This is a genomic window from Streptomyces sp. adm13(2018), from assembly GCF_008042145.1.
In the GTDB taxonomy this organism is placed as follows: Bacteria; Actinomycetota; Actinomycetes; order Streptomycetales; family Streptomycetaceae; genus Streptomyces.
In genome coordinates this window covers 465,035-483,634 of sequence record NZ_RDBH01000129.1, presented here as the reverse complement: position 1 = coordinate 483,634, position 18,600 = coordinate 465,035, and the positions used below count along the sequence as shown (strand labels likewise).

Genomic DNA, 18,600 nt, shown 5'->3' with positions numbered 1-18,600 from the left:
GCCCTGGGACGACCCGTACGACGTCGGCGGGATCGGCCACACCGGCACGCGGACCGCCAACGACCTCGCCCGCACCAGCGACCTGATCCTCGGCGTCGGCACCCGCTACACCGACTTCACGATGCGCGGCTGGACCCTCCCGGGCGGCGGCTGAGCGGGGAGGGGAGGGACGGACGGCGGCCACGCGAGACCCCGGAGGTACGAGACGCCGGCCGCGCGGGACACCCGCCTCACGAAGACCCGGCCACGCGAAACCCCCGACGGCCCCCGGGGTGTGCTGTCAGCACCCCGGGGGCCGTCGGCGTCTCGGCCCGGCCGCGTCAGTGGTTGCGCGGGAAGCCCAGGTCCACGCCCGCCGGGGCGTCGGACGGGTCCGGCCAGCGGGTGGTGACGACCTTGCCGCGGGTGTAGAAGTGCACGCCGTCGTTGCCGTAGATGTGGTGGTCGCCGAAGAGCGAGTCCTTCCAGCCGCCGAAGGAGTGGTAGCCCACCGGCACCGGGATCGGCACGTTCACGCCGACCATGCCGGCCTCGACCTCCAGCTGGAAGCGGCGGGCGGCGCCGCCGTCGCGGGTGAAGATCGCGGTGCCGTTGCCGAACGGCGAGGCGTTGATGAGGGCGAGGCCCTCCTCGTACGTGTCGGCGCGCAGCACGCAGAGCACCGGGCCGAAGATCTCCTCCTGGTAGGCCTTGGCCGTGGTGGGCACGCGGTCCAGGAGGGAGAGGCCGATCCAGTGGCCGTCCTCGTGGCCCTCGACCGTGTAGCCGGTGCCGTCGAGGACGACCTCGCAGCCTTCGTCCGCCGCGCCGTGGACGTACGAGGCGACCTTGTCGCGGTGGACGGCCGTGATGAGGGGGCCCATCTCGGAGGTGGGGTCGGTGCCGGGGCCGATCTTGATCTTCTCGGCGCGCTCGCGGATCTTCTGGACCAGCTCGTCGCCGATGGCGCCGACGGCCACCACGGCCGAGATGGCCATGCAGCGCTCGCCGGCGGAGCCGTAGGCCGCCGAGACGGCCGCGTCGGCGGCGGCGTCGAGGTCGGCGTCGGGCAGCACCAGCATGTGGTTCTTGGCGCCGCCGAGGGCCTGGACGCGCTTGCCGTTGGCGGAGGCGGTGGTGTGGATGTGCCGGGCGATCGGGGTCGAGCCGACGAAGGAGATCGCGGCGACGTCCGGGTGCTCCAGGAGCCGGTCCACGGCCACCTTGTCACCGTGCAGGACGTTGAAGACGCCGTCCGGGAGGCCCGCCTCGGCGAGCAGCTCGGCGATCTTCAGGGAGGGCGACGGGTCCTTCTCGCTGGGCTTGAGGATGAAGGTGTTGCCGGTCGCGATGGCGATCGGGAACATCCACATCGGCACCATGGCCGGGAAGTTGAAGGGCGTGATGCCGGCGACGACGCCGACGGGCTGGCGGATCGAGGCCACGTCCACCCGGTTCGACACCTGGGTGGAGAGCTCGCCCTTGAGCTGGGTGGTGATGCCGCAGGCCAGGTCGACGATCTCCAGGCCGCGGGCGACCTCGCCGAGCGCGTCGGAGTGGACCTTGCCGTGCTCGGCGACGATCAGCTCGGCGATCGCGTCGCGGTTGGCGTCGAGCAGCGCGCGGAACTTGAAGAGGATGGTGGTGCGCTGGGCGAGCGAGGAGGTGCCCCAGGTCGCCCAGGCGTCCTTGGCGGCGGCGACGGCGGCGTCGACCTCCTCGACGGAGGCCAGCGCGACCCGGGTGGTCACGGCGCCCGTGGCCGGGTCGGTGACCGGGCCCCAGTTGCCCGACGTGCCCTCGACGGTCTTGCCACCGATCCAGTGGTCGACGGTCTTGACGGTGTTCGTCATGACGAAATGCTCCTTCAGAGATGGCGGCGTCGGGCGGTGACGTGCCGGTCGTACTCCTCCCGGGCCTTGACCGCCGACGGGCGGGTCGAGGTCTCGGCCACGGGCACATCCCACCATGCCTGGGCCGGGGGCGGGCCCGACACAGTGTCGGGCGTTTCGGTCTCGGCGTAGACACATGTGGGAACGGTCGAGGCCCGGGCGTCCGCGAGTGCTTCCCGCAGGTCACGGACGGTGCGGGGGCGCAGGACGCGCATGCCGAGGGAGGCGGCGTTGGCGCCGAGGTCGACGGGGAGCGGCGCGCCGGTGAAGCCGCCGAAGCGGTCCCGGTGACGGTAGTCGGTGCCGAAGCGCTCGGCGCCGACGGCCTCCGACAGGCCGCCGATGGAGGCGTAGCCGTGGTTCTGGAGGATCACCAGCTTCAGGGGCAGTCGCTCCTGGACGGCGGTGACGATCTCGGTGGGATTCATCAGGTACGTCCCGTCGCCGACGAGGGCCCAGACCGGTCGGCCGGGGGCGGCGAGGGCGACGCCGAGGGCGGCGGGGATCTCGTAGCCCATGCAGGAGTAGCCGTACTCGACGTGGTACTGGTCGGTGGAGCGGGTCCGCCAGAGCTTGTGCAGGTCGCCGGGGAGCGAACCGGCGGCGTTGATCAGGATGTCGCTCCCGTCGACCAGGGTGTCGAGTGCGCCGAGGACCTGCGCCTGGGTGGGGCGGGCGTCCGGGTCGGGTGCGGCGTAGGCCGTCTCGGTGCGCCGCTGCCAGTCCCGTTTGGCGGCGGCCCACTGCTCCGGGTCGTGTCCGCGGCCCCGCGGGTGGGCGGCCAGCGCCTCGGTGAGGGCCTCCAGGCCGGCCCGGGCGTCGGCGACGAGCGGGAGCCCGGCCTGCTTGTGGGCGTCGAATCCGGTGATGTTGAGGTTGACGAGCCGTGTGTCGGGGCGGAAGAGGGTGCCGGAGGCGGTGGTGAAGTCGGTGTAGCGGGTGCCGACGCCGAGGATCAGGTCGCTGGTGCGGGCGAGGTCGTTGGCGGTCCGCGTGCCGGTGTGGCCGATCCCGCCGACGTCGTACGGGTCGTCCCAGGGCAGGACGCCCTTGCCGGCCTGGGTGGTGGCGACCGGGAGGCCGGCCTCCCGGGCGAGGGTGCGCAGGGCGTCCTGGGCGGCGCTGTACCGGACCCCGCCGCCCGCGATGATCATCGGCCGGGCGGCCTCCCGGACCGCGCGGACGGCCGCGTCGAGCTCGGCCGGGTCGGGGCGCGGGCGGCGCACGGTCCAGGTGCGTTCGGCGAGGAACTCCTCGGGCCAGTCGTGGGCCTCGGCCTGGACGTCCTGCGGGAGGGCGAGGGTGACGGCGCCGGTCTCGGCGGGGTCGGTGAGGACCCGTACGGCGGCGAGGGCGGCCGGGATCAGCGCCTCGGGCCGGGTGATCCGGTCGAAGTAGCGGGACACGGGGCGCAGGCAGTCGTTGACGGACACCTCACCCGCGTAGGGGACTTCCAGCTGTTGCAGGACGGGGTCGGCGGGCCGGGTGGCGAAGGTGTCGCCGGGCAGCAGGAGGACGGGCAGCCGGTTGACGGTGGCGAGGGCGGCGCCGGTGACGAGGTTGGTGGCGCCGGGTCCGATGGAGGTGGTGACGGCGTGGACGCGCAGCCGGTCGGACTGGCGGGCGTAGCCGACGGCCGCGTGGACCATGGCCTGTTCGCTGCGTCCCTGGTGGAAGGGCATGAGGTCGGGGTGCTCGACGAGTGCCTGGCCGAGGCCTGCGACGTTGCCATGGCCGAAGATGCCCCAGGTCGCGGTGACGAGCCGCTGCCGTACGCCGTCGCGTTCGGTGTGCTGGGCGGCGAGGAAGCGCACGAGGGCCTGGGCGACGGTGAGGCGGACGCTCATGCGTATCCCTCCGTGTGGTCGGGGTGGAAGCGGATCCGCCATTCCCGCTCGGGGCCGGGGCCGGCCATGACGTTCAGGTAGTAGAGCGGGTGGTCCGGCTGGGCGATCGAGGGGCCGTGCCAGCCGTCGGGGACGAGGACGGCGTCGCCGTTGCGGACTTCGGCGAGGAGGTCGGCGCCGCCGGGCCGGGAGGGGGAGATCCGCTGGTAGCCGAGGGCGCCGGGGGCCTCGATCGCGTAGTAGTAGATCTCCTCCAGGACGGACTCGGCGCCGGGGACCTGCTCGTCGTGCTTGTGCGGCGGGTACGAGGACCAGTTGCCGCCGGGGGTGACGACCTCGACGGCGATGAGCCGGTCGCAGGGGAAGGCGTCGGCGGCGGCGAAGTTCCGCACCTGGCGGGCGCGGTTGCCGCTGCCCCGGGTCTCGACGGGAACCTCCGGCGCGGGGCCGTAGCGGGCGGGGAGTCGTCGCTCGCACTTCGCTCCTGCCAAAGCGAAGCGGCCTCCCGCGCCGGAGGCGATCTGGGCGTGGCTGTCGCGCGGTACGTAGGCGAAGTCGGTCACTCCGTCGAACACGCTCGCGCGGCCCAGGAGTTCGAGGATCTCGCCGTCGACGCGCACGCTACAGGCACCGGCGAGGGGAAGCACGACCCATTCGGATTCCCCGCTCTCGAAGGAGTGGATCGCGCCGGGTCCGAGGGTGAGGACGCGGAGGGAGCAGTACGTCCAGCCGGCCCGCTCGGGGTCGATGGGTCGCGCTGAAGTCGCGGCCGGGTGCGAAGGAGCTGCCGGCCGAGCGGATCAGCGGCTCGGAGTCGTGGTGACCGCGGAGCCCTCGACCAGCGGCGAGAGGTAGCGCAGCAGGAGCGTCTTCAGCTCCGCGACGGTGGCGTCCCGCTCGGCGCCCTCGGGTGCGGCGAGGACCAGGTCCAGACCCCCCTTGAAGGTGGCGAAGGCCATCCCCGCGGTCCGGGACCGGTCCGCGGTGGTCAGGTCCCGGCCGGCGAGCAGTCCGTGGACGAGCGCCCCGCCGAACGCGTCGCCCGCGCCCAGGCCGTTGACGACCCGGACCGGCAGCGGCGGCACCTCGGCGCTCGTTCCGTCGGCGGCGAGCGCGAGGACGCCCCGGGGGCCCTGTTTGACGACGGCGAGCCGGGGTCCGGCGTCGCCGCCGGCGGCGAGCAGCGCGCGGGCGGCGGCGTACGGTTCGCGCTCCCCCGTCGCGACCTCGCACTCGTCGAGGTTGCCGACGGCGACGGTGGCGTGCCGCAGTGCCTCGGCGTAGTGCGGGCGGGCGGCCGCCGGGTCGGTCCAGAACATCGGCCGCCAGTCCAGGTCGAGGACGGTGATCTCCCGTCCGGACCGGGCGCGGAGCGCCTCCAGGGTGGCGGTGCGGCTCGGTTCGGCGCACAGCCCGGTGCCGGTCGTCCAGAGGACGCGGGCGGCTCGGACGGCGTCGAGGTCCAGTTCGTGCGCGTGGATCTCCAGGTCGGGGGCCTTGGGGTGGCGGTAGAAGGTGAGGGGGAAGTCGTCGGGCGGGAAGAGGGCGCAGAAGGTGACCGGGGTGGGGTACGCGTCGACCTCGGTCACCCAGCGGTCGTCGACCCCGAAGTCCCGCAGCCGGCGGCGCAGATAGGTGCCGAAGGCGTCGGCGCCGGTGCGGGAGACGAGGGCGGTGCGCAGGCCGAGCCGGGCGGCGGCCACGGCGACGTTCGCCGGGGAGCCGCCGAGGAACTTGGCGAAGGTGTCGACCCGGTCGAGCCCGACGCCGGTCTGGAGCGGGTAGAGGTCCACGCCGAGGCGCCCCATGGTGATCAGGTCGTACGGCTCCGACTCCACCCGCGCCACCTCTCGCGTCCGGCTTCCGCACCCAGGTCTAGCCGTCCGCCGGGAGGCGTGTCAATGATATGTCCGGACATTCTGACGACCGGACGCGTCCGTCCGGGCCGGAGCGGCCTCCTTGACGCTGCTCGCGGGCCCCGGTCAAGGTGGCTGGCATGACGACGCCGTCACCTCAGCCGCCCCCGTCCCCGTCCCCGGCCCCGTCGCGCATCCGGATCGGCTCCGCGCCGGACTCCTGGGGGGTGTGGTTCCCCGACGATCCGCGGCAGGTGCCGTGGCAGCGCTTCCTGGACGAGGTGTCCGGGGCGGGGTACGGGTGGATCGAGCTGGGTCCGTACGGCTATCTGCCCACCGATCCGGCCGTGCTGGCGGAGGAGACCGGGCGGCGCGGTCTGCGGGTCTCGGCGGGGACGGTCTTCACCGGCCTGCACCACGGGCCGGACGTCTGGGACCGGACCTGGGGGCACGTCGCCGAGAACGCGGCGCTGGCGCAGGCGATGGGGGCGGGCCATCTGGTCGTCATCCCGTCGTTCTGGCGGGACGACCGCACGGGCGAGGTCCTGGAGGACCGGACGCTGACCGCGGCGCAGTGGCGGGACCTGACGGGGCTGACCGAGCGGCTCGGACGGGAGGTGCGCGAGCGGTACGGGCTGCGGATCGTGGTCCATCCGCACGCCGACACCCATCTGGACGACGAGGCGAGCGTGACGCGGTTCCTGGACGCGACCGATCCCGACGCGGTCTCGCTCTGCCTGGACACCGGGCACTACGCGTACGCGGGCGGGGACAGCGTCCGGCTGATCGAGACGTACGGCGAGCGGATCGGCTATCTGCACCTGAAGCAGGTGGATCCGGAGGTGCTGGCGGCGGTGGTGGCCGAGGGGGTGCCGTTCGGTCCGGCGGTGGCGCGCGGGGTGATGTGCGAACCGCCGTCGGGGGTGCCCGCCCTGGAGCCGGTGCTCGCGGCGGCCTCGGCCCTGGACGTGGACCTGTTCGTGATCGTCGAGCAGGACATGTACCCGTGCGAGCCGGACGCCCCGTACCCGATCGCACTGCGCACCCGGCGCTTTCTGCGGTCCTGCGGCGTGTGACGGAGGACGGGCGGCCGACGGCGGCGGTGCCGACCCGGGCGCGGCCTGCCGCCCCACCGCCGTGACCCGGGCGCGGCCTGCCGCCCCACCGCCGTGACCCGGGCGCGGCCTGCCGCCCTACCGTGCCGGCCTTGGTGACGCACGGGGACACGCCGATGTCCCGATGCCTCACTTTTGTCACACACGTCCCTCGTTCGTCACGGGCATCTCCGTTACGCGGGCTTTCCGTCACAGGCGCTCGACAGGCGCTCCCCTCCCGACTGGAGGGGTCGTTGCAGGGGGCAATGGCTCAGTGATCGCCAACGCCCGCCCGCAGCGCCCCCGAACGGCACCCCCGCCGCCGCTGCGCGGCGCGCAGGGAGGTACCAGGCATGACGGACAGAACGCTCTGGTCGTACAAGGACATCGCCGCACACATCCGGGTGCAGCCCGACACGGTCCGCTCCTACCGCAAGCACGGGCTGCTGCCGGCCCCCGACCACGTGGAGMCGGGCAAGCCCTACTGGTACGCGGACACGATCCGCGCCTGGGTCGCCAGCCGCCCCGGCAACCGGGGCCGCCGCGACTGACCCGAGGGGGACCGCCCCCTTCCGCCGTCCCCTCGGGGCCGGGCCCGGGCCACCGGGTCCGGCCCCGGGGCGTGTCACCGCCGGAGCGCGGTCATCTCCCGGTGCTCCTCCGGCGCCTCGGTGTCCTTCGCCTCGGGGGCGGGCGCGTCCGACTCGCTGATGCCGAAGCGGTCGTGGAAGCGCCGCAGCGGGCCGGGGGCCCACCAGGTGAACCGGCCGGTGAGCTTCATGACGGAGGGGACGAGGAGGCTGCGGACCACCGTGGCGTCCATCAGGACGGCGAGGGCGACGCCGAGGCCGAGCATCTTGGTGTTGGTGACACGGGAGGTGCCGATGGCGACCATGACGACCGCGAGGATCACGGCGGCGGCGGTGATCAGGCCGCCGGTCCGGCTCAGTCCGAAGCGGACGGAGTGCTCGTGGTCGCCGGTGGCGTCGTACTCCTCCTTGATGCGGGAGAGCAGGAACACGCCGTAGTCCATGGAGAGCCCGAAGGCCACGCAGAACATGAGCACGGGCAGGGTGGTCTCGATGTCCCCGGTGGCGGTGAAGCCGAGGAGGTCCGCGAGGTGCCCGTCCTGGAAGACCCAGACCACCGCGCCGAACATGGCGGTGAGGCTGAGGGCGTTGAGGACGACGGCCTGGACGGGGATGAGGACGCTGCCGGTGAGCAGGAAGACCAGGAGCAGCGTGACGACCACGACGATCGCCGCGGCCCAGGGCAGCCGCTCGGCGAGGGCGTCCTTCGAGTCGACGAGGACGGCGGCCTGCCCCGTGACGGAGGTCGCGAAGGGGGCGGGTGCGGCGCGCAGTTCGGTCACGGCCCGCTGGGCCCCGGCGCCGACGGTCTCGCCCTCGGGGACGACGGTGAAGTAGGCGTGCCCGCCGGCGGCGGTCACCGGTCCGTCGACGCGGACGACGCCGTCGAGTGCGCCGATCCGGTCGCGGTAGGCCGCGTACTGCGCGGGGGTGGCCTCGCCCTCGGCGAGGACGGTGAGACCGCCGCCGGGGTCGCCGGGGAACGCGTGGCGCAGTTCGTCCTGGACGACCCGGGAGGAGGCGGTGACGGGGAGCTGGCGGTCGTCGGCGGTGCCGAACTTCACGCCGAGGAAGGGCAGTCCGAGGAGGACGAGTCCGGCGGTGGTGAGGACGGCGAAGACCGGCGCGCGGCGCATCACGAGCGCCGCGGCGCGCGCCCAGCCGGCGCCCCCGCCGCCCTCGGCGGGCCGGGCCCCGGGGGTCCGGCGGCGCCGGAGGAGGTGCCGCAGGTCGAGCGCGTTGACCCGGTCGCCGAGCAGCACGAGGGCGGCCGGGAGCAGGGTGAGGGCGGCGGTCGCGGCGAGCAGGACCACCGCGATCCCGGCGTACGCGAAGGAGCGCAGGAAGTACTGCGGGAAGACCAGCATCGCGGAGAGGGACACGGCGACGGTCAGGGCGGAGAAGAGCACGGTCCGCCCGGCGGTGCGCAGGGTGGTGCGGACGGCGGTGTACGTGTCGGCGCCGGCGGCGAGTTCCTCCCGGTAGCGGCGGACGACGAACAGGGCGTAGTCGATGGCGAGGCCGAGTCCGAGGGCCGTGGTCAGGTTCTGCGCGAAGACGGAGACGTCGGTGAACTCGGTGAGGCCGCGCAGCACGGCGTTGGTGCCGAGGATGGCGACGATGCCGACGCCGAGCGGCAGCAGGGCGGCGACGGCGCTGCCGAAGACCATGACGAGCAGGACGAGGGTGAGGGGCAGGGCGATGAGCTCGGCCCGCAGCAGGTCCTCCTGGATGACCGTCTGCATCTCGTGGCGCACGGCGAGCCCGCCGCCGAGGGAGACCTCGACGGGGCCGTGGGTGCCCCGGTACTCGGGGGCGATCCGGTCGAGGACGGCGGCCGCCTCCTTCTCCTCGCCGGCGATGCGGGCGGCGATCACGGCCTTGCGGCCGTCCTCGGAGCGGAGGGCGGGCGAGCCGGTGGACCAGTACGAGCCGACGCCGTCGACGCCCGGCTCCGCGTCGAGCCGCTCGGCCAGCCGGCGGGCCTCGGCGGCGACCGCCGGCGCGTCGGCGCCGGCCTCTCCGGCGTCCACGAGCAGCAGCAGGTTGGGTTGGGAGCCGGGGAACCGGTGCCCCAGGGCCTCGGTCGCGTACGTGGACTCGGCGGCCGGGTCCTCCCAGCCGCCGCTGCCCATCCGGTCGGCGACCCCGCCGCCGGCCAGCACGGCGAGGGCGGTGAGGACCAGGGCGACGAGCAGGGTGAGGCGGGGGCGTGCGGTCACGAACCGCGTCCAGCCGCCCGTCCCCTCCCGCCGAGGGGATCCGGATCGGGATCCGGCCCCTCCGGGTGCTGAATTCTTGACTTCGGCCATGACGAGGTGTCCCCTTCACCTGACCCGTGTGCGCGCTTCCCGGCAGGTCACACGGGTCACCCATTGCCATAGACTGGCAAACACGAGCGACCGCTCGCGTTTCATAAGAATGCGAGCGACCGCTCGTGTTTGTCAAACGTGCTGAGGAGAGCTGGGGACAGCCATGTCCGAAGAAGAGAAGCCGCGCCGCCGCCAGGCGCGGGGCGAGCGCCGCATCGCGCAGTTGCTCCAGGCCGCCGCGAACGTCTTCTGCGCGAACGGCTACACGGCGTCTAGCACCAACGCGATCGCCCGCGAGGCCCACGTCTCCCCCGGCACCCTCTACCAGTACTTCCCCAACAAGGAGGCCATCGCGATCGAGCTGGGCGAGCGCCTGCTGCACGAGATGCGGGAGGCCCACGGCCAGGCGTTCACCCCGGAGAACCTCGCCCTGCCGCTGCCCGAGCTGCTCGACGCGGTCGTCGACCCGCTGATCGAGTTCAACTGCGCCAACCCGGCCTTCCTCGCCCTGATGCACGGCTCCGAGGTCCCCGGCCGGATCGCGGAGGAGCACGACGAGCTGCACTCCACCCTGCTCACCCGGGTGGAGGGGGTCATCGCCCACTACGCGCCCGGGCTGCCCACCGCGGACCGGTCCCGGACCGCGGGGATGGCCTTCGCCACCTTCAAGGGGGGTCTGGACCTGGTCCTCGCCGCACCCGAGGGCGCCGAGCGGGACGCCACCGTCGCGGAGCTGAAGACGCTCCTGCTGCGCTACCTCTCGCCGCTGGTCGAGGGCTCCGCGGTCACCACGACTCCGAGCCGCTGATCCGCTCGGCCGGCAGCTCCTTCGCACCCGGCCGCGACTTCAGCGCGACCAGCGGGAAGACGAGCACGGAGACCATGGCCGCGCCGACCAGGGCCGCCGCCTCGCCTGCCGCCATCGCCTTGTCGTCCACGCCGATGGTCGTGATGGCGACGACGAGCGGCAGCGCCGTGGAGCCGTACAGCACGAGCCCGCGCCGGTCCCTCCGGTCGAGGTCGCGGGGGGCGAGGAACCAGATCGGCCCGCCGCGCACCACCAGGAAGAGCAGCAGGAAGACCGGCAGCAGGAGCAGGGCGCGGCCGCCGCCGAGCAGCGAGGCCAGGTCGAACTCGATGCCGGTCACGACGAAGAAGACCGGCACGAGGAAGCCGAAGCCGACGCCCTCGATCTTCTCCAGGATCTCCGGCCCCGACCCGGGCGCGGCCCCGGTCAGGACGAGCCGGGTGATGAGCCCGGCCGCGAAGGCCCCGAGCAGGATGTCGAGCCCGAGGGCCTGCGCGGCGCCCAGCATCAGCGCGATCAGTAGGAAGACGAACCGGACCGCGAACTGCCCGCTGGTGTGCAGGGTCCTGGCGATGACCCGGGAGAACCACGGCGGGCGCGGCCGCAGCGCCCAGAAGAGCGCCCCGGCGGTGAGCGCCGCGAAGAGCGCGAGCACGACGGTCGACTCGGCCGCGCCGCGCCCGCTGAGCAGCAGGGCCATCGCGATGATCGGGCCGAACTCGCCGACCGCGCCGAAGGCCATGACGACCGTACCGAACCGCCCCTGGAGGGCGCCCGAGTCCCGGAGCACCGGCAGGACGGTGCCGAGCGCGGTGCTGGTGAGCGCGACGCCGATGAAGACCCCCCTGGTGTACCCGCCGCCGAGCAGGACGCCGACGCCGAGCCCGAGGGCGAGCGCGATCAGCCAGGCCCCCACGGAGCGCCGGAGGGTGTCCCCGCGGACCTTGCCGAACTCGATCTCGTACCCCGCGAGGAAGATCAGCATGGTGAGGCCGAGCTGCGAGAGCCCGTCGATCAGCGCGTCGGTCCGGGCCCAGTCCAGCACGTCGGGGCCGATGAGGATGCCGAGCAGGATCTCGAAGATGACGAGCGGGACGGGAAGCCGGCGGCCGACTCCGTAGGCGAGGAGCGGCGCCAGGACGGCGATCGCCATGATCAGGATGAGCGTGGTCCCCGCTTGCGACATATCGGGTATTTACCATGGGTTCCAGCCGGATCGCCCGCTTCGGCGGGGGGGGGGTACGCGCGCGTCCCCTCCGTGGATGCGGACTCACCGACCACCCGCGGACCGGTGGTACACGGAATCCCCGGCGCGGCGCCCGTGGCCCGGCTGGCATTTATACCCCCTAGGGGTATACCCTGGCCGGGTACGGTCCTGAACCCACGAGGAGAGCGCCATGACCGCAGAGACGAAGACCGACCTCACCACCGTCTACCAGGTCAAGGGCATGACCTGCGGCCACTGCGAGGGCGCGGTGTCGAGCGAGATCTCCGAGCTGCCCGGCGTCTCGTCCGTGACGGCCGTCGCCGCCACCGGCCGGGTGACCGTCGTCTCCGCCGCCCCGCTCGACGAGGAGGCCGTCCGCGCCGCCGTCGACGAGGCCGGCTACGAGCTGGTCTGACCGGCCTCCGCCGACACCCCGCAGGGTCGTACCGTTACCGGGTACGGCCCTGCTCCCGTTTGGAACCGCACATGACCTCCAGCACCACCGCACATCCCGCCGACGGCGCGGTCGTCGCGGTCACCGAGCTGACGATCGGCGGGATGACCTGCGCCTCCTGCGCGGCCCGCGTCGAGAAGAAGCTCAACCGGATGGACGGGGTGACGGCGACCGTCAACTACGCCACGGAGAAGGCGCGGATCGAGCACCCCCCGGAGGTCGGGGTCGACGCGCTCGTCGCCACCGTCGTCAGGACCGGCTACACGGCGGAGCGGCCCCCGCCGCCCGAGCCGGACCCCGAACCGGCCGAAGGCACGGAGGAGCCGGCCGGGGACCCGGAGCTCGCCGCCCTCCGGCAGCGACTCCTCGTCTCCGCCCTGCTCGCCGCCCCCGTCGTCCTGCTCGCCATGGTCCCGAGCCTCCAGTTCGACAACTGGCAGTGGCTCTCCCTCACCCTCGCCGCCCCCGTCGTCGTCTGGGGCGGGCTGCCCTTCCACCGGGCCGCCTGGACCAACCTCCGGCACGGCGCCGCGACCATGGACACCCTCGTCTCGGTCGGCACCCTCGCCGCCTTCGGCTGGTCGCTGTGGGCCCTCTTCCTCGGCGACGCCGGCATGCCGGGCATGCGGCACGGCTTCGACCTGACCGTCGACCGCTCCGAGGCCTCCTCCGCGATCTACCTGGAGGTCGCGGCGGGAGTCGTCACCTTCATCCTCCTCGGCCGCTATCTGGAGGCCCGCGCCAAGCGCACGGCCGGCGCGGCCCTCCGCGCCCTGATGGAACTGGGCGCCAAGGACGTGGCCGTACTCCGCGGCGGCACCGAGGCACGCGTCCCGGTCTCCGCGCTGCGGACCGGCGACCTCTTCGTCGTCCGCCCCGGCGAGAAGATCGCCACCGACGGCACCGTCACCGAGGGCGCCTCCGCCGTCGACACCGCCCTGCTCACCGGCGAGTCCCTGCCGCTGGACGTCAGCGAGGGCAGCGACGTCACCGGCGGCTGCGTCAACGTCTCGGGCCGGCTCGTGGTCCGGGCCACCCGGGTCGGCGCCGACACCCGGCTCGCCCGGATGGCCCGGCTCGTCGAGGACGCCCAGAACGGCAAGGCCGAGGTCCAGCGGCTCGCCGACCGCGTCTCCGCCGTCTTCGTCCCCGTCGTCCTGCTGGTCGCGCTCGGCACCCTCGTCACCTGGCTGCTGCTGACCGACGACCCGACCGCCTCCTTCACGGCCGCCGTCGCCGTCCTGATCATCGCCTGCCCCTGCGCCCTCGGCCTCGCCACCCCGACCGCCCTCATGGTCGGCACCGGCCGCGGCGCCCAGCTCGGCATCCTCATCAAGGGCCCCGAGGTCCTGGAGTCCACCCGCCGCGTCGACACGGTCGTCCTCGACAAGACCGGCACCGTCACCACCGGCCGGATGCGGCTCGTCGACGTCCACGTACACGGCGGTACGTACGGCACCGACGCCACCGACGAGACCGAGCTGCTGCGGCTCGCGGGCGCCCTGGAGCACGCCTCCGAGCACCCCGTCGCCCGCGCGATCGCGGCCGGCGCCGCCGAACGCTGCGGCGAGCTCCCCGTACCGAAGACCTTCGAGAACGTCCCCGGGCTCGGCGTGCGCGGGTCCGTCGAGGGCCGGCTCGTCCTCGTCGGGCGGGCCGCCCTGCTCACCGCCGAGGGCGTCGAGGCGCCCGGGACGACCGCGCCCGGCGCCGTCCACGTCGCCTGGGACGGGGTCGCCCGCGGCACCCTGACCGTCGCCGACACCGTCAAGGACACCAGCGCCGAGGCCGTCGCCCGGCTCCGCGGCCTCGGCCTGCGCCCGGTGCTGCTCACCGGCGACCACCGGGCCGTCGCGGAGGCCGTCGCCGCCGAGGTCGGCATCGACGAGGTCATCGCGGAGGTGCTGCCCGAGGAGAAGGCCGAGGTCGTCCGGCGGCTCCGGTCGGAGGGCCGGACCGTCGCCATGGTCGGCGACGGGGTCAACGACGCCGCCGCGCTCGCCACCGCCGACCTCGGCCTGGCGATGGGGACGGGCACGGACGCGGCCATCGAGGCGAGCGACCTGACCCTGGTCCGCGGCGACCTGCGGGTCGCGGCCGACGCCATCCGGCTGGCCCGCCGGACCCTCGCGACGATCAAGGGCAACCTCGGCTGGGCCTTCGGCTACAACCTCGCCGCGCTCCCCCTCGCCGCGGCCGGCCTCCTGAACCCGATGATCGCGGGTCTGGCGATGGCCTTTTCGTCCGTCTTCGTCGTATCCAACAGCCTTCGTCTGCGGCGCTTCACGTGAATTCACCCACGTGTGACGCACAAGACCTTCACAAGGAGACCTAGATCACAGATATTGGGGGGTAACCATCTGGGCTGTTCGCGAGTCTAAGTGGGCGATGCCGAGAACGTCTTGGGGGACGTTCATGGAATGTCTTGGGGGACGTTCCAGGCAAGCGTTGGCCGGGGCACGTGCACCGGGGAGCTTTGAGCGGCCCTCCCGTACGTACCCCGGCAGACCGCGTCGCGCCGACCCGCGTTGGCTTCTGCCGACACCCGCAGACGCCCGGCCCGGATCCCGTGGGGGGAATCCGCTCCGGGACATGGGAAGCGCCCCGCTCGTCGACCCGTGGGGGGATCGACCGAGCGGGGCGCTTCCTCTTCTTCAGGGCTCGGTTCGGCGGACTAGCGCGCCTCGACCGGGACGAAGTCGCGGAGGACCTCGCCGGTGTAGATCTGGCGCGGACGGCCGATGCGGGAGCCGGGCTCCTTGATCATCTCGTGCCACTGGGCGATCCAGCCGGGCAGCCGGCCGAGCGCGAAGAGCACGGTGAACATCTCGGTCGGGAAGCCCATCGCGCGGTAGATGAGGCCCGTGTAGAAGTCCACGTTGGGGTAGAGGTTGCGCGAGACGAAGTAGTCGTCCGAGAGCGCGTGCTCCTCCAGCTTGAGCGCGATGTCCAGCAGCTCGTCGGACTTGCCGAGGGCCGAGAGGACGTCGTGCGCCGCCGCCTTGATGATCTTGGCGCGCGGGTCGAAGGACTTGTACACCCGGTGGCCGAAGCCCATCAGGCGGACGCCGTCCTCCTTGTTCTTCACCTTGCGGATGAAGGAGTCGACATCGCCGCCGTTGGCCTTGATGCCTTCCAGCATCTCCAGGACCGACTGGTTGGCGCCGCCGTGCAGCGGGCCCCACAGGGCCGAGATGCCGGCGGAGATCGACGCGAACATGTTCGCCTGCGAGGAGCCGACCAGACGCACGGTGGACGTCGAGCAGTTCTGCTCGTGGTCCGCGTGCAGGATCAGCAGCTTGTCGAGGGCGTTCACGACGACCGGGTCCAGGTCGTACTCCTGCGCCGGGACCGAGAAGGTCATGCGCAGGAAGTTCTCGACGTACCCGAGGTCGTTGCGCGGGTAGACGAAGGGGTGACCGATCGACTTCTTGTACGCGTACGCCGCGATCGTCGGGAGCTTCGCGAGCAGCCGGATCGTGGAGAGGTGCCGCTGCTCCTCGTCGAACGGGTTGTGGCTGTCCTGGTAGAAGGTGGACAGCGCGGAGACCACCGAGGACAGCATCGCCATCGGGTGGGCGTCCCGCGGGAAACCGCGGAAGAAGTTCTTGACGTCCTCGTGGACGAGCGTGTGCTGCGTGATCTCGTTCTTGAAGGTCGACAGCTCGTCGACCTTGGGCAGCTCGCCGTTGATCAGCAGGTACGCCACCTCAAGGAAGGTGGAGCGCTCGGCCAGCTGCTCGATGGGGTAACCGCGGTACCGCAGAATCCCCTGCTCACCGTCCAGGTAGGTGATCGCGGATTTATAGGCGGCGGTGTTGCCGTATCCGCTGTCCAGGGTGACCAGACCGGTCTGGGCTCGGAGTTTCCCGATGTCGAAGCCCTTGTCGCCGACGGTGCTCTCGACCACCGGGTAGGTGTGTTCACCGTCCGCGTACCGCAGTACTACAGAGTTGTCGCTCACGTCATCCCTCACCGACGTAGTGCCTCTTCTTCGAGGTGCCCTGACTGTCTCTACCATCCCCCATTTGGCTCAGGAGAGTGCACTCGGGGTCGACCATTGGGCCAATCGGCGGCACTCAGTGCCGCCAACCTTCATATCCTGCCCCCTTCGCCCCGGTTCCGGTAGTCCTCCGTGATCTTTCACACGGGGGCGGTCCCTGTGAGCCGAAACGCGAGTGCGGTAAAGCGGCGGCCCGCGGAGACCGTGCGGACTCGTCCTCGTCCGTCCGCACGGTCAGCTTCTGCTCCACCGCGTCCAGCCGGGTCACGACGCCGACCGTGCCGTTGAAGACCCCGTTGGCGCCCTTGTCGTAGTTGTTCCTGATCTGGGTGACCTTGTCGCCGACCCGGAAGACCCGGCCGCCGAACCGCTTCTCCGGCACGTCGGGGCGCCCCGGGGTGATGACCTGCTGCAGCAACCCGTTCAGCGAGCCCGCGCCCGCCGGGCCTCGGTGCATGGGGGCGAGGACCTGCACGTCACGGCGGGGGTCGAGGCCGAACTTGGCCGGAATCCGCCGGGCCGCGACGTCCACGGCGACCCGGGCCGCGTCCTCGGTCTCCTCCTCGACGAAGAGGAAGAAGTCCGGCAGCCCCTCGGTCTTCGGCGGGACGCCGGCGTTGATCCGGTGCGCGTTGGTGACGACGCCGGACTCCTGCGCCTGCCGGAAGATCCGGGTCAGCCGGACCGCCGGTACGGGGCTCCCCGGGGCGAGCAGATCACCGAGGACCTCGCCCGCGCCGACCGACGGCAGCTGGTCCACATCGCCCACCAGGAGCAGATGGGCCCCCGGAGCCACCGCCTTCACCAGCTTGTTCGCAAGCAGCAGGTCCAGCATGGACGCCTCGTCGACCACGACCAGGTCGGCGTCCAGGGGCCGGTCCCGGTCGTAGGCCGCGTCGCCTCCCGGCTTCAGCTCCAGGAGCCGGTGGACGGTGGAGGCCTCCGCGCCGGTCAGCTCGGCGAGCCGCTTCGCCGCCCGGCCGGTGGGGGCGGCGAGGACGACCTTGGCCTTCTTGGCGCGGGCCAGCTCCACGATGGAGCGGACCGTGAACGACTTGCCGCAGCCGGGCCCGCCGGTGAGCACGGCGACCTTCCGGGTCAGCGCGAGCCGGACGGCCTCCTCCTGCTCGGGCGCGAGCGAGGCCCCCGTCCGGTCCGCGAGCCAGGCGAGGGCCTTGTCCCAGGCCACGTCCCGGAAGCCCGGCATCCGGTCCTCCTCGGCCCGCAGCAGCCGCCGGAGCTGTCCGGAGAGTGACAGCTCGGCCCGGTGGAAGGGGATCAGGTACACGGCGGTCACGGGCGTCCCCTCCGGGCCCGGCACCGTCTCCCGTACGACCCCCTCGGGGTCCTCGGCCAGCTCGGCGAGGCACTCGATGACGAGTCCGGTGTCGACCTGGAGGAGCTTCACCGCGTCGGCGATCAACCGCTCCTCGGGGAGGAAGCAGTGCCCCTGGTCGCTGGACTGGGACAGGGCGTACTGGAGGCCGGCCTTCACCCGGTCGGGGCTGTCGTGGGGTATGCCCACCGCCTGGGCGATCTTGTCGGCGGTGAGGAAGCCGATGCCCCAGACGTCGGCGGCGAGCCGGTAGGGCTGGTTCCGCACGACGGAGATCGAGGCGTCCCCGTACTTCTTGTAGATCCGGACCGCGATCGAGGTGGAGACGCCGACGCCCTGGAGGAACACCATCACCTCCTTGATCGCCTTCTGCTCCTCCCACGCCTCGCTGATCTTCTTCGTCCGCTTCGGCCCGAGCCCCGGGACCTCGATCAGCCGGGCCGGAGCCTCCTCCAGGATCCGGAGGGTGTCCAGGCCGAAGTGCTGGGTGATGCGGTCGGCGAAGACGGGCCCGATGCCCTTGACCAGGCCCGAGCCGAGATAGCGGCGGATGCCCTGGATCGTGGCCGGCAGCAGGGTCGTGTAGTTCTCCACGGTGAACTGCTTGCCGTACTGCGGGTGCGAGCCCCAACGGCCCTCCATCCGCAGCGACTCCCCCGGCTGCGCGCCGAGCAGCGCGCCGACCACGGTGAGCAGGTCCCCGGCCCCGCGGCCGGTGTCGACACGGGCGACCGTGTACCCGCTCTCCTCGTTGGCGTAGGTGATCCGCTCCAGGACCCCTTCGAGCACGGCCGACCCCGGCCCCCGACCTTCGTTGGACATGCCCCGAAGGTAGCGGGCCGGTAGGACAGCGGGGGCGGGCCTCGGCCGAGCGGGGACTCCGGGAGCGCGCGGTGGCGAAGAAGGGCGCGATCAACACGGCGCTCCAGGAGGTCATCCGGCGCCACGGCCGCAGAGCCGCTCAGCAGCGCCTCGCAGAGCGCGGCGCACGAAGTGAACCGGAGTCCGCAAGATCCGCCAGGGATGCCCGCAGGGCCGGACGGCGCGACGGGGACGCGAACTGATCACGTACCTCGCCACCAGCGCGCCCTTCCACCCCGGCGGTGCACCACGGGCTGACCGTGCTGCACCGGGACCACGACTTCGCCACCGTCGCCCGCGTGCTCAAGGAGGTCGAGCAGCTGGACGTGCGGCACGCGGTCGGGTGAGCAGATGTGTGCCG

General features: G+C 72.6%; 12 protein-coding genes and 3 pseudogenes. 7 read left to right on the top strand and 8 right to left on the bottom strand.

The features are described from left to right. A pseudogene (locus tag EAO70_RS40395) lies at positions 1-139 on the top strand (hypothetical protein); the annotation flags it as partial. Between the two features lie 181 nt (positions 140-320). Here EAO70_RS40395 and mmsA read toward each other — a convergent pair. From mmsA to iolC, 4 genes are read right to left on the bottom strand one after another with little or no spacing between them, the layout of a single operon-like run. Then, positions 321-1,832: a CoA-acylating methylmalonate-semialdehyde dehydrogenase gene (gene mmsA / locus EAO70_RS18815; protein WP_148004077.1), complete on the bottom strand. Its 1,512-nt coding sequence runs from the start codon at positions 1,830-1,832 to the stop codon at positions 321-323. 14 nt (positions 1,833-1,846) lie between these two features. Then, positions 1,847-3,718 (bottom strand): 3D-(3,5/4)-trihydroxycyclohexane-1,2-dione acylhydrolase (decyclizing), encoded by a 1,872-nt coding sequence (gene iolD, locus EAO70_RS18810; RefSeq protein WP_148004076.1) that lies wholly within the window; start codon positions 3,716-3,718, stop codon positions 1,847-1,849. After that, complete coding sequence (gene iolB, locus EAO70_RS18805; protein WP_148004075.1) at positions 3,715-4,467, bottom strand: 5-deoxy-glucuronate isomerase; 753 nt, start codon at positions 4,465-4,467, stop codon at positions 3,715-3,717. Before iolB ends, iolD begins: the two co-directional genes overlap by 4 nt. A gap of 51 nt (positions 4,468-4,518) precedes the next feature. Further along, positions 4,519-5,526 carry a 5-dehydro-2-deoxygluconokinase gene (gene iolC, locus EAO70_RS18800; RefSeq protein ID WP_261993036.1) on the bottom strand — a complete coding sequence of 336 codons (1,008 nt, stop codon included), beginning with the start codon at positions 5,524-5,526 and terminating at the stop codon, positions 4,519-4,521. A gap of 188 nt (positions 5,527-5,714) precedes the next feature. On the opposite strand from iolC, the gene EAO70_RS18795 reads away from it, so the two are divergent. Together EAO70_RS18795 and EAO70_RS18790 are read left to right on the top strand one after the other, a co-directional pair. Further along, a complete protein-coding gene (locus EAO70_RS18795) occupies positions 5,715-6,650 on the top strand; it encodes a sugar phosphate isomerase/epimerase family protein (RefSeq protein ID WP_148004074.1) in 936 nt (311 codons plus the stop codon). A gap of 371 nt (positions 6,651-7,021) precedes the next feature. Then, positions 7,022-7,219: a helix-turn-helix transcriptional regulator gene (locus EAO70_RS18790; protein ID WP_148004073.1), complete on the top strand. Its 198-nt coding sequence runs from the start codon at positions 7,022-7,024 to the stop codon at positions 7,217-7,219. A gap of 74 nt (positions 7,220-7,293) precedes the next feature. Here EAO70_RS18790 and EAO70_RS18785 read toward each other — a convergent pair whose 3' ends face one another. Further along, complete coding sequence (locus EAO70_RS18785) at positions 7,294-9,570, bottom strand: MMPL family transporter (RefSeq protein WP_261992939.1); 2,277 nt, start codon at positions 9,568-9,570, stop codon at positions 7,294-7,296. Positions 9,571-9,733: 163 nt separating this feature from the next. Between EAO70_RS18785 and EAO70_RS18780 the strand changes: the two genes are divergently transcribed. Continuing rightward, a complete protein-coding gene (locus tag EAO70_RS18780; protein ID WP_148004071.1) occupies positions 9,734-10,378 on the top strand; it encodes a TetR/AcrR family transcriptional regulator in 645 nt (214 codons plus the stop codon). On the opposite strand, the gene EAO70_RS18775 is transcribed toward EAO70_RS18780, so the two are convergent. Continuing rightward, the gene (locus tag EAO70_RS18775; RefSeq protein ID WP_148004070.1) at positions 10,356-11,564 is read right to left on the bottom strand and encodes a cation:proton antiporter; all 1,209 of its coding nucleotides are present in this window, start codon (positions 11,562-11,564) and stop codon (positions 10,356-10,358) included. The two genes, EAO70_RS18780 and EAO70_RS18775, sit on opposite strands and share 23 nt — an antisense overlap. 211 nt (positions 11,565-11,775) lie before the next feature. On the opposite strand from EAO70_RS18775, the gene EAO70_RS18770 reads away from it, so the two are divergent. Further along, positions 11,776-12,000, top strand: coding sequence for a heavy-metal-associated domain-containing protein (locus EAO70_RS18770; protein ID WP_148004069.1), 225 nt, complete (start codon positions 11,776-11,778; stop codon positions 11,998-12,000). 71 nt (positions 12,001-12,071) lie between these two features. Beyond that, positions 12,072-14,330: a heavy metal translocating P-type ATPase gene (locus EAO70_RS18765; RefSeq protein WP_148004068.1), complete on the top strand. Its 2,259-nt coding sequence runs from the start codon at positions 12,072-12,074 to the stop codon at positions 14,328-14,330. 383 nt (positions 14,331-14,713) lie between these two features. Here EAO70_RS18765 and EAO70_RS18760 read toward each other — a convergent pair whose 3' ends face one another. Together EAO70_RS18760 and EAO70_RS18755 are read right to left on the bottom strand one after the other, a co-directional pair. After that, complete coding sequence (locus EAO70_RS18760; RefSeq protein WP_148004067.1) at positions 14,714-16,003, bottom strand: citrate synthase; 1,290 nt, start codon at positions 16,001-16,003, stop codon at positions 14,714-14,716. Positions 16,004-16,253: 250 nt separating this feature from the next. Next, positions 16,254-18,200, bottom strand: a pseudogene (locus EAO70_RS18755) (AAA family ATPase); the annotation flags it as partial. Positions 18,201-18,478: 278 nt separating this feature from the next. Between EAO70_RS18755 and EAO70_RS18750 the strand changes: the two are divergent. Next, positions 18,479-18,586: pseudogene (locus EAO70_RS18750) on the top strand (VapC toxin family PIN domain ribonuclease); the annotation flags it as partial. Positions 18,587-18,600 lie beyond the last annotated feature (14 nt).

Bases quoted from the DNA above. Each gene is read 5' to 3' on its own strand.
- mmsA (WP_148004077.1), bottom strand. From the start codon at position 1,832: ATGACGAACACCGTCAAGACCGTCGACCACTGGATCGGTGGCAAGACC.
- iolD (WP_148004076.1), bottom strand. From the start codon at position 3,718: ATGAGCGTCCGCCTCACCGTCGCCCAGGCCCTCGTGCGCTTCCTCGCC.
- iolC (WP_261993036.1), bottom strand. From the start codon at position 5,526: ATGGGGCGCCTCGGCGTGGACCTCTACCCGCTCCAGACCGGCGTCGGG.
- EAO70_RS18795 (WP_148004074.1), top strand. From the start codon at position 5,715: ATGACGACGCCGTCACCTCAGCCGCCCCCGTCCCCGTCCCCGGCCCCG.
- EAO70_RS18785 (WP_261992939.1), bottom strand. From the start codon at position 9,570: ATGGCCGAAGTCAAGAATTCAGCACCCGGAGGGGCCGGATCCCGATCC.
- EAO70_RS18780 (WP_148004071.1), top strand. From the start codon at position 9,734: ATGTCCGAAGAAGAGAAGCCGCGCCGCCGCCAGGCGCGGGGCGAGCGC.
- EAO70_RS18775 (WP_148004070.1), bottom strand. From the start codon at position 11,564: ATGTCGCAAGCGGGGACCACGCTCATCCTGATCATGGCGATCGCCGTC.
- EAO70_RS18770 (WP_148004069.1), top strand. From the start codon at position 11,776: ATGACCGCAGAGACGAAGACCGACCTCACCACCGTCTACCAGGTCAAG.
- EAO70_RS18765 (WP_148004068.1), top strand. From the start codon at position 12,072: ATGACCTCCAGCACCACCGCACATCCCGCCGACGGCGCGGTCGTCGCG.